The sequence below is a fragment of the Intrasporangium chromatireducens Q5-1 genome (assembly GCF_000576575.1).
In the GTDB taxonomy this organism is placed as follows: domain Bacteria; phylum Actinomycetota; class Actinomycetes; order Actinomycetales; family Dermatophilaceae; genus Intrasporangium_A; species Intrasporangium_A chromatireducens.
This window is the reverse complement of sequence record NZ_AWQS01000146.1, coordinates 1-9,519: the sequence shown is the minus strand read 5'-3', so window position 1 is coordinate 9,519 and position 9,519 is coordinate 1. Positions and strand designations below refer to the sequence as shown.

At 72.2% G+C, this 9,519-nt stretch carries 10 protein-coding genes; 5 read left to right on the top strand and 5 right to left on the bottom strand.

The annotated features are described in order from the left end of the window. Nucleotides 1–28: 28 nt before the first annotated feature. From N864_RS26265 to N864_RS15185, 3 genes are all read right to left on the bottom strand, one after another. Nucleotides 29–622, bottom strand: a complete 594-nt coding sequence (locus N864_RS26265) for a DUF937 domain-containing protein (RefSeq protein WP_034718570.1) — start codon at nt 620–622, stop codon at nt 29–31. 70 nt (nt 623–692) lie between these two features. Further along, nucleotides 693–1,781, bottom strand: coding sequence for a PQQ-dependent sugar dehydrogenase (locus N864_RS15190; protein WP_240474350.1), 1,089 nt, complete (start codon nt 1,779–1,781; stop codon nt 693–695). A 168-nt stretch (nt 1,782–1,949) separates the two neighbouring features. Then, a complete protein-coding gene (locus N864_RS15185) occupies nt 1,950–2,615 on the bottom strand; it encodes an MOSC domain-containing protein (protein ID WP_034718567.1) in 666 nt (221 codons plus the stop codon). Between the two features lie 41 nt (nt 2,616–2,656). Here N864_RS15185 and N864_RS15180 point away from each other — a divergent pair, with 41 nt between their 5' ends. From N864_RS15180 to ilvD, 5 genes are all read left to right on the top strand, one after another. Continuing rightward, nucleotides 2,657–3,595 (top strand): 2-hydroxyacid dehydrogenase, encoded by a 939-nt coding sequence (locus N864_RS15180; protein ID WP_034718565.1) that lies wholly within the window; start codon nt 2,657–2,659, stop codon nt 3,593–3,595. Nucleotides 3,596–3,717: 122 nt separating this feature from the next. After that, complete coding sequence (locus N864_RS15175) at nt 3,718–4,797, top strand: WD40/YVTN/BNR-like repeat-containing protein (RefSeq protein ID WP_034718563.1); 1,080 nt, start codon at nt 3,718–3,720, stop codon at nt 4,795–4,797. Nucleotides 4,798–4,814: 17 nt separating this feature from the next. Next, nucleotides 4,815–5,111 carry a MoaD/ThiS family protein gene (locus tag N864_RS15170; RefSeq protein WP_034718561.1) on the top strand — a complete coding sequence of 99 codons (297 nt, stop codon included), beginning with the start codon at nt 4,815–4,817 and terminating at the stop codon, nt 5,109–5,111. 123 nt (nt 5,112–5,234) lie between these two features. After that, nucleotides 5,235–5,759 (top strand): SixA phosphatase family protein, encoded by a 525-nt coding sequence (locus N864_RS15165; protein ID WP_034718576.1) that lies wholly within the window; start codon nt 5,235–5,237, stop codon nt 5,757–5,759. Between the two features lie 113 nt (nt 5,760–5,872). Further along, a complete protein-coding gene (gene ilvD, locus N864_RS15160) occupies nt 5,873–7,573 on the top strand; it encodes a dihydroxy-acid dehydratase (protein WP_034718559.1) in 1,701 nt (566 codons plus the stop codon). A gap of 114 nt (nt 7,574–7,687) precedes the next feature. On the opposite strand, the gene N864_RS15155 is transcribed toward ilvD, so the two are convergent. Further along, nucleotides 7,688–8,632 carry a GNAT family N-acetyltransferase gene (locus N864_RS15155; protein ID WP_051518644.1) on the bottom strand — a complete coding sequence of 315 codons (945 nt, stop codon included), beginning with the start codon at nt 8,630–8,632 and terminating at the stop codon, nt 7,688–7,690. Nucleotides 8,633–8,811: 179 nt separating this feature from the next. Beyond that, nucleotides 8,812–9,369: a hypothetical protein gene (locus N864_RS15150; protein WP_051518642.1), complete on the bottom strand. Its 558-nt coding sequence runs from the start codon at nt 9,367–9,369 to the stop codon at nt 8,812–8,814. Between the last annotated feature and the right edge of the window lie 150 nt (nt 9,370–9,519).

Here is a 9,519-nt window from a genome sequence, read left to right as displayed (position 1 = left end):
CCACCAACCGACGAGGGGCCACCAACCGTCAGCGGCGGCCCTGGCCGAGGAGGCCGCCGAGCACGCCGCCGAGCAGCCCGCCGCCTGAGCCGGAGTCGCCGTGGCCGCCGAGGATGGAGCCGAGGACGTCCTGCAGGCCGCCCGAGCCCTGGCCCGGGGCCGGGGCCGCCTGACCGGTGCCCTGCTGCTGGCCGCCGAGAGTGCCGCCGAGGGCACCTCCCAGCCCGCCGCCACCACCGAGCCGGCCGGCCAGCCACGACATGACGATCGGGGCGAGGACCGGGAGCAGCTTCTGGACCAGGTCGCCGGTGCCGCCGCCCTGGGTGTTGCCGAGCCGGTTCACGACCTCGTCGGTGTTGCCCCCGAAGATGTGGCCGACGATCTGCTGGCCGTCCTGCGTGTCGATCTGGTCCACGCTGCTCGGCACGCCGCCTGCGTGCTGCGTCAAGGCGCTCATGATCGAGCTGGCCCCGGCCGGGTCGTCGGCGTTGGCCTTGAGGCCACCGAGGAGAGCCGGCAGCGCCTGCTGCGTGGCCTGCCGGACCTGGCTCTCGTCGACGCCGAACCGCTGGGCGAGCTGCTCGACCGGCACGTGCTGCATGATCTCGTCGTACTGCGTCATTCTGGGCCTCCTTCGCGGCAGGGCGCCGCATCCGTTCCGGTCAGGGACCCGTTACCCCAGAACGGGCCGGTCAGCCGCCGACCCCGAGGTCGGAGGGCGGCAGGGAGACGATCCGGTCGTTGCCGCCGTTGCTCGTCAGGATCCAGGCGCGGCCCTCGACGAAGTGGATGTCGCGGATCCGGCCGTACGTCCCCTGGAGGTGGCGGCTCGGGGTCCCGACGCTGCCATCAGCGCTGACGGGCACCCGCCACACGGACTGCCCCCGCAGGGCGCAGATGTAGACGGCACCGTCCGGGCCGATTGTGATCCCGCTCGGCGACATCTCGGCGGGCCGCCACTCGGCGAGCGGGTCGACGAAGTCGGGGTTGCCGGCCTGACCCTCGACCTTGGGCCAGCCGTAGTTCCGGCCCGGCTGGATGCGGTTCAGCTCGTCCCAGGTGTCCTGGCCCAGCTCGCTCTCCCACATCCGCTTCTGGCCGTCCCACGCCAGGCCCTGGACGTTGCGGTGTCCGTAGGTCCAGATCGGAGACCCGCCGAAGGGGTTCCCGGGAGCGGGCTTGCCGTCCTTGGTGATCCGCAGGATCTTGCCGCCAAGCGAGCTGAGGTTCTGCGAGAGCGACCGGTCGCCCGACTCGCCCGTGCCGACGTAGAGGTAGCCGTCGGGACCGAACGCGATGCGTCCCCCGTTGTGGTAGGTCCCGTTCGGGATCCCGGTGAGGATGGCCCGGGGGGTGCCGATGCTGTCGCCGCGCCAGGGCACTGCGACGACGCGGTTCTCGTTGTCGGACGTGTAGTAGGCGTAGAAGACGGGGTCGGCGGCGAAGTCCGGCGGCACCGCGAGCCCGAGGAGCCCGCCCTCGCCCGGGACCCGGTGGATGTCGAGGTGGCCGACGACGTGCGAGGTCCCCGCGCGACCGGGGGCCGGCACCCAGTGGATGTCGCCCGTGTTCCGCTCACTGACGAGGGCCGAACCATCCGGCAGCATCGCGATCGACCATGGGATGTCGAGGCCCCCGAGCACGGTGAAGGCGGCCTTGTCGAGCGGAACCGGTGGTGCTGACGGGGTCGTCGAGGTGGTAACGCCAGATGAGGACGTCGAGGTGCCGGCGCCGCGCGGGGAGGTCGGCGCGGACGAAGCCGTGGTCGCCGTCGCGCTCACCCCCGCTGGCCCGACCCCTCCGCCGTCGCTACGTGGGCTCGAACAGGCCGCCGTGGCGGTCAGCAGGGCGGCGGTGCCCAGCGCGGCAGCGCGGCGACCGTGGCGCCCCGCAACCACTGCGGTGGGGCGACCGTGGTGCGGAACTCGGCTGGGCGGCATACCCCATTGTCACTGACGGAGGGGGCGACCCACCTTGCGCGCGAGCCACTCCTGCTCCTCGTCGGCGAGCACGCCCGAGTCGAGGACGCGCTCGGCGGCGTCCCGGTCGCCCATGGCGGCGCGGAAGTTCAGTAGCAACGTGATGTCGTGAGCGGGCCGCTCGACGTGGATCTCGTCGCCCGTCCGGAGGCGTCCCGGCTCGACGACGGACAGGTAGGCACCGGTGCGCCCGACCTCGCTGAAGCGCTTCACCCAGCCAGGGACCCCCATGTGGCCGGCGAACGTCGCGCACGGGATGCGCGGCACCTCGACGCGGAGCACGGCCGAGCCGACGCGCCAGACCTCGCCGACCCGCGCCGTCGTGCAGTCGACGCCGATCGTCGTGAGGTTCTCGCCGAACATCCCGTCGGGCAGCCGCCGCCCGAGCTCGGCGGCCCACCAGTCGAGGTCCTCGCGGGCGTACGCGTAGACCGCCTGGCTGCGGCCGCCGTGGTGGCGCTGGTCGCCGATCTCGTCGCCGACCAGGCCGCTGCCGAGGCCGCCGGTCTTCGGTCCGGGATCGCGCACGTCGGCGATCTCCACCGGGCGCTTGTCGATCGCCGTCGTCGGTCCGCTCGCGTAGCGCCGAGGGACGCCGGGGCCGACGTTGATGGACAGGATGCGCGCGTCGGTCACCCGGCCGAGCGTAGTGGCCCCCACCCCGATAGCGTGCCGTCATGTCGTCAGGTCACGCGCCGCTGGTCGTCTCGGTCCCCGACGAGGAGTATGCCGCTCAGCTGGCAGACCTGGACGGTGTCGACACGCTCGTGTGGGACATGCGTGAGCCCCACCCGCGCGTGGCCGAGCTCGACCTCGTCGTGCGGCCCTACCTGCACCCCGTGGACCTCGCGGCGAGGCTGCAGGGCGCCGACTCGCTGAAGGTCGTCCAGATCCAGAGCGCGGGCTACGAGGACGTCCTGCCCCAGGTGCCGGCCGGTGTGACCCTCTGCAACGCGGCTGGCGTGCACGACGCGAGCACCGCGGAGCTGGCCGTCGGGCTCGCCATCGCCGCGCTGCGCGGGATCCCGGAATTCGTCCGGCACCAGGACGAGCACGTCTGGCAGGACTGGTCCTACCGGCGCTCTCTCGCCGACAGCAGGGTGGTGCTGCTCGGCTACGGCCAGATCGGCCGGGCGATCGCGAGCCGGCTGCGGCCGTTCGAGGTCTCGCTGACCGCCGTGGCGTCGCGGCCCCGGCCCGGGGACGACCTCGTCGACTGGGTCCACGGCATCGAGGAGCTGCCCGACCTCGTCGGGCAGGCCGACGTGCTCATCATCATCGTGCCGCTGACGCCGACCACCCGCGGGCTGGTCAACGCCGACCTGCTTGCCCGGATGCCGGACGGAGCGCTCGTCGTCAACGTCGCCCGGGGCGGCATCGTCGACACCGACGCCCTCGTGGCCGCGTGCGAGACCGGGCGGCTGCAGGCGGCGCTCGACGTCACCGACCCCGAGCCGCTCCCGGCGGACCATCCGCTCTGGGCCACTCCCGGCGTCCTGATCACGCCCCACGTCGGTGGTGCCACCCGGGCGATGCGGCCGAGGTCGATCGCGCTGGTGCGCCACCAGATCGAGGCTCTTCGCGACGGGCGACCGCTCGCCAACGTGGTCTCCTGAGCGTCCTCTGGGACGCCGACCGACCGCTCGACAACGCGCCGTCCGAAAACCGGTCCGGACGTCCCGACACCACTCCTCTCAATCCTCTTGTCGACCGCGCCCCGATAGTGGACACTGTCCACATGACCGAGACGATCGTTGCCATCGGCACGCGCAAGGGCCTCTGGATCGCCCGCAGCAACGACCGGGAGAGCTGGCACCTCGAGGGCCCGCACTTCCTCATGAGCGAGGTCGCGTCAGTGGCCATCGACACCCGCGCCGGACGTTCGTCGGTGCTCGCCGGCGTCAAGTCCTGGCACTGGGGACCGACGGTCCAGGCCAGCGAGGATGGCGGCCGGACGTGGACCGAGAGCGCTGAGCGCGCGGTCGCCTTCCCGTCCGACACCGACACGGCGCTCGAGCGGATCTGGCAGCTGACGCCCGACCCCAACGACTCCGACGTCGTCTGGGCCGGCGTCGAGCCGCACGCCCTCTTCCGCAGCACGGACCGCGGTGAGCACTACGATCTGGTCCGCGGCCTGTGGGAGCACCCGCACCGGGCGCACTGGGAGCCCGGCTTCGGCGGGGGCGCCGTCCACACCGTCGTGCCCGAGCCCGGCCACCCCGAGAACCTCCTCGTCGCGATGAGTGCCGGCGGCGTCTACCGCTCGTCCGACGCCGGCGCGTCGTGGGCCGCCAGCAACCCGGGGATCCGGGCCTACTTCATGCCCGACAACGAGTACCCCGAGTACGGCCAGTGCGTCCACAAGGTCGCGCGGGGAGCCGGTGGGGCGCTCTTCGCCCAGAACCACAAGGGCGTCTACCGTTCCGACGACGGCGGCACGACGTGGGAGTCGATCGCCGACGGGCTGCCGACCGACTTCGGCTTCACCATCCTCGCGCACCCGACCCGCCCCGGCACGGTGTGGAACATCCCGGTCGCCGACGACGGTGAGCGCATCCCGCCCGGAGCCCAGCTGCAGGTCCAGCGCTCCGACGACGGCGGCCGGTCGTGGCGGATGCAGGCGAAGGGGCTGCCCGCCGACAGCTACACCTGCGTCCTGCGCGACGCGGCGTCTCTCGACAGTGAGGACCCGGTCGGGATCTACTTCGGCACCCGCAACGGCGACATCTTCGCCTCCGTCGACGAGGGGGAGTCGTTCAACCGCATCGCCACCCAGCTGCCCGACGTCCTCGTCGTCCGCGCCGCGCAGCTGCCCTGACCGCAAAGGACTTCGGTATGTCGCTCACCCCCGTCCGCGTCATCCTGCCCGGGATGCTTCGTGACCTCGTCGGGGGCGTCCCGGAGATCGAGGTCGGGGTGCCGGCCGAGCCGGTCACCGTCGCCGACGTGCTCGACCGGGCCTTCGTCGACCATCGGATCCTCGACGGCAAGGTCCGCGACGAGCGCGGTCAGATCCGCCAGCACGTCAAGGTCTTCGTCAACGGCGAGGACGCGACCCGCGGTGCCGGGGTGGCGACGCCCGTGCCGGCCGGCGCCCGGGTCCACATCATCAACGCCGTCTCCGGCGGCTGACGAGCCGTCGGCCCGGAGCGGCCACCGGGGTCACGGACGTCGTGACGGTCGTGACCCCGGTGGCCGGCCGTGTCGCGCTCGCCCGGGCTGACAACCCGGGCCCGGCGCGGCATGCTCGTGACCATGGGCATCGCTGCACAGGACAAGACGCTGCTTCTCATGCGCCACGGCAAGGCGGAGGAGGGCAGCGGCAAGCCCGACCACGACCGGGTCCTCGCCAAGCGGGGCGTCCGGCAGGGTGAGCTGGCCGGGGCGTGGCTGCGCGAGCAGGGGCTCGTCCCCGACCTCGTCATCTGCTCGACCGCCGTCCGGACCCGGCAGACCTGGGACGCGGTGCGACGCGGAGGCACGCGGGCGGAGTATGTCGAGTACCGGCGCCCCGTCTACCAGGGCGGCGCCGAGTCGCTGCTCGAGACGATCCGCGAGGACGCGGGCGACTCCTCGACGGTCCTCGTCGTCGGGCACAACCCGACCATGGCCGAGACGACCACCCTGCTCAGCGACGGGGACGGCTCGGCCCAGGCACACGAGGCGCTCGCGGGCGGGTTCGTCACCAGCGGGATTGCGGTGCTGCGCTACGCGGGGGAGTGGCCCGACCTCGAGTTCGGCAGCTGCAAGCTCGAGCGCTTCCACGTCTGCGAGGAGTGAGCGCCGCCAGGGGGTGGGCCGCTCGGCGGTCCCGCCCGGGTGTCGTGCGCCCCAGCCCGTTCACGGCCTGAGATGCCGTGTCCACGCTGCGGACACGGTTCTATGCTGCTCCCATGACTCAGACCCCCGACATCAAGCCCCGCAGCCGCGACGTCACGGATGGCCTCGAAAAGGCCGCCGCGCGAGGGATGCTCCGGGCGGTCGGGCTCGGCGACGAGGACTTCGCCAAGCCGCAGATCGGTGTCGCGAGCTCGTGGAACGAGATCACGCCGTGCAACCTCTCGCTGGACCGGCTGGCCAAGGCCGTCAAGGACGGCGTGCACGCAGCGGGCGGCTACCCCTTGGAGTTCGGCACGATCTCCGTGTCCGACGGCATCTCGATGGGCCACGAGGGCATGCACTTCTCCCTCGTGTCACGCGAGATCATCGCCGACTCGGTCGAGACGGTGATGAACGCCGAGCGGCTCGACGGCTCAGTGCTGCTCGCCGGGTGCGACAAGTCCCTGCCCGGCATGCTGATGGCCGCCGCACGCCTCGACCTCGCGTCGGTCTTCCTCTACGCCGGCACGATCCTGCCCGGCGTCGCGAAGCTCTCGGACGGCACCGAGAAGGAGGTCACGATCATCGACGCCTTCGAGGCGGTCGGTGCCTGCGCGGCCGGTCACATGTCCCGCGAGGACGTCGACGCCATCGAGCGGGCAATCTGTCCGGGCGAGGGCGCCTGCGGCGGGTTCTACACCGCCAACACCATGGCCGCCGTCGCCGAGGCGATCGGCATGTCGATCCCCGGCTCGGCCGCGCCGCCGGCGACCGACCGGCGCCGGGACCACTACGCCCGCCAGTCCGGTGAGGCCGTTGTGGGGCTGCTCCGCAAGGGGATCACCGCCCGGCAGATCATGACGAAGGAGGCGTTCGAGAACGCGATCGCCGTCGTCATGGCCTTCGGCGGCTCGACGAACGCGGTGCTGCACCTGCTCGCGATGGCCCACGAGGCCCAGGTCGACCTCACCATCGGCGACTTCCAGCGGATCGGCAAGAAGGTGCCGCACTTGGCCGACGTCAAGCCGTTCGGGCGCTTCGTGATGAAGGACATCGACCACATCGGCGGCATCCCGGTCGTGATGAAGACCCTGCTCGAGGCGGGCCTGCTGCACGGCGACACCCTGACGGTCACGGGCCGGACGATGGCCGAGAACCTCGAGGAGCTGAACCCGCCCCACATCGACGGCAGCGTCATCCGTGGGATGGCCGAGCCGATTCACCGCACCGGTGGCCTGACGATCCTCACCGGCTCGCTCGCCCCCGAGGGCGCCGTCGTCAAGTCGGCCGGCTTCGACGAGGACGTCTTCGAGGGGACCGCGCGTGTCTTCGACGGCGAGCGGGCCGCCATGGACGCGGTCGAGGACAACAGCCTCAAGCCCGGCGACGTCGTCGTCATCCGCTACGAAGGGCCCAAGGGTGGCCCGGGCATGCGCGAGATGCTCGCGGTCACCGGTGCGATCAAGGGCGCCGGCCTCGGCAAGGACGTCCTGCTGCTGACGGACGGGCGCTTCTCGGGTGGCACGACGGGCCTCTGCGTCGGCCACATCGCGCCTGAGGCGGTCGACAACGGGCCGATCGCCTTCGTCCGGGATGGCGACCGGATCCAGCTCGACGTCGCGAACGGCCGGCTCGACCTGCTCGTCGAGGAGGAGGAGCTGGAGCGGCGCCGCGCCGAGGGCGTGACCCACCCCGAGCCGCGCTACACCCGCGGCGTCCTGGCGAAGTACCGCAAGCTGGTGCAGAGCGCCAGCAAGGGCGCGGTGCTCGACTGACGACGACGGCGTGAGGACCCGAGCGACGACGGCTGGTTCGAGGTGTTCGGCGGTCATGGGTGACGGCGGAATACCTCAAACCAGCAAGGGGCGGGGCGAGCCGACCAGCGACGATCAGGCCTGGTCGGAGGTGTCGATGGCCCAGTGCCGCCAGACCGCCTTGACCTGCATGCCGACCCGCTCGTAGAGCCCGAGGGCGCCGGTGCGCGAGTCGGTCGACAGCTCCGAACGGGTGGCGCCGTGCTCCCGGGCGACGGCGAAGGCGTCGACGAGCAGGGCCCGGGCCAGCCCGAGGCCGCGCCGGTCCCGGCGCACCGCGAGCTTGTCGACGTAGCCGTCGTCCCCGGCGAGCAGGACGAGCGCGACACCGACGACGACCCCCTCGGGGTCGACCATGAGGCGCAGGTTCCAGGGCTCGAACCCGGGGCGCCGCAGCACCCCGGCCTCGAAGTCCTCCCAGGTCTCGCGTTCGCGCTCGGACCACTCGAGGAACGCGTCCTCGACGACCTCGTGCGCCGCGTGCCGATCGGCGTCGCTGTCGCCCACGCGGATCGTGTAACCCTCGGGGATCGGCTGGGGCTCGATCTGGGCTCCCTCCGGCAGCTCGAGCACCCACGACGTCCAGGCCACCTCGTAGCCGAGGTCGCGCATCAGCCGCTCGCCGGGGGAGCCATCCGGTGCCGGCATGCCGACCAGGCCGTTGCCGTCCCGTCGGCTGATCCGCTGGGTCCACCGAGCCAGCTCGGACCCGATGCCGCGACCTCGACGGTCAGGGGCGACGGCAGCGTCGGCGCGGCGTCCGCCGGCCACCTCGGCATAGCCGACGAGCCGCTCTCCCTCGAAGACCCCGATGCTCTGGGTCGCGAGGTCGAAACTGGGCCGTTGCCAGTCGGCGACGATGTCGGCCTCCTCGATCGCGACCTCGCCCGTGGACTCGAGCTCGCACTCGGCCATCAGCTCGAACACCGCTCGTGCGTCGTCCTGCTGCAGCGGCCGGATCGTGTACCCCTCGAGCGTGAGCTCGTTGATGTCGGACGCCTCATGCGCCTGCGCGGTCATGGTTCCCCCTTCGTCGTGGTGTGCCCCGACGAGTGTGCCGACGCGCGGACCGCGTGCTCCACCGATTTTCCAGACGCGTATGCCGCTGAGCCCGGTCACGCGAGCTCCTTCACGCTCCAAGCCGGCTGACGCTCCGACGCCGCTCACGCTCATTGCTGCCCTGCCGGCTCGCGGGTCGGTCAGGATCCGGATCCGGTCCCGGGGGCGCCGTAGCGGTTGTGCGCGAGCCGTACGGCACGTCCCTCGGCGACCGCTTGGCGCAGCGCGCTGCCGAAGCGGCCGGGACCCCAGTCCTGGGCGCCGAGGAGGCGGGACAGGCCCTCCCGGGTCAGGGGGCCGTGCTCCTGCAGGACGCGGGCGATGGCCTCGATCTCGTCGTCGAGCACGGTGGCCGGCGGCTGCATGCCCGGGCCGAGCATGGTGCCGCTCGGACCGGGACGGTAGCGGCGGACCCCTCGGGCGCGCTCCTGCCGCAGTCGCTCCTCGCGGGCCGCGATGCGCTGCTCTCGCTCGCGACGGGCACGGTCTGCCTCGGTCTCCTCCGGGCGAGTCTCCTCCCGCTCGGTCGCTTCCGGCGCTGCCTCCTGCGCGCGGCGAGGCTGCGGCGCTTCGCCCGCGCCCTGGGTGCGGCGCTGCTCCTGCGCGTCCTGCGCCATGAGCGGCAGGGCGATGTCCTCGAGGCTGGCCTGCTCCGCCTTGACGCCGAAGAAGATCTCGACGACGCCGCCGGCGGCCATGACCGCGGCGCCGATGACGAAGGCGACCGCGATCTTGGCGACGCTGCCGGACTGGATGAACTGCCCGAACAGGAACGGCCCGCTGATGCCGCCGATCGCCGTGCCCAGCGCGTAGAAGAACGGCCCTTCTGACTCATCCGTGGGTCATTT

Coding starts and splice junctions, on each gene's coding strand:
- N864_RS26265 (WP_034718570.1), bottom strand. CDS start 622: ATGACGCAGTACGACGAGATCATGCAGCACGTGCCGGTCGAGCAGCTC.
- N864_RS15180 (WP_034718565.1), top strand. CDS start 2,657: ATGTCGTCAGGTCACGCGCCGCTGGTCGTCTCGGTCCCCGACGAGGAG.
- N864_RS15175 (WP_034718563.1), top strand. CDS start 3,718: ATGACCGAGACGATCGTTGCCATCGGCACGCGCAAGGGCCTCTGGATC.
- N864_RS15170 (WP_034718561.1), top strand. CDS start 4,815: ATGTCGCTCACCCCCGTCCGCGTCATCCTGCCCGGGATGCTTCGTGAC.
- N864_RS15165 (WP_034718576.1), top strand. CDS start 5,235: ATGGGCATCGCTGCACAGGACAAGACGCTGCTTCTCATGCGCCACGGC.
- ilvD (WP_034718559.1), top strand. CDS start 5,873: ATGACTCAGACCCCCGACATCAAGCCCCGCAGCCGCGACGTCACGGAT.
- N864_RS15155 (WP_051518644.1), bottom strand. CDS start 8,632: ATGACCGCGCAGGCGCATGAGGCGTCCGACATCAACGAGCTCACGCTC.
- N864_RS15150 (WP_051518642.1), bottom strand. CDS start 9,369: ATGGCCGCCGGCGGCGTCGTCGAGATCTTCTTCGGCGTCAAGGCGGAG.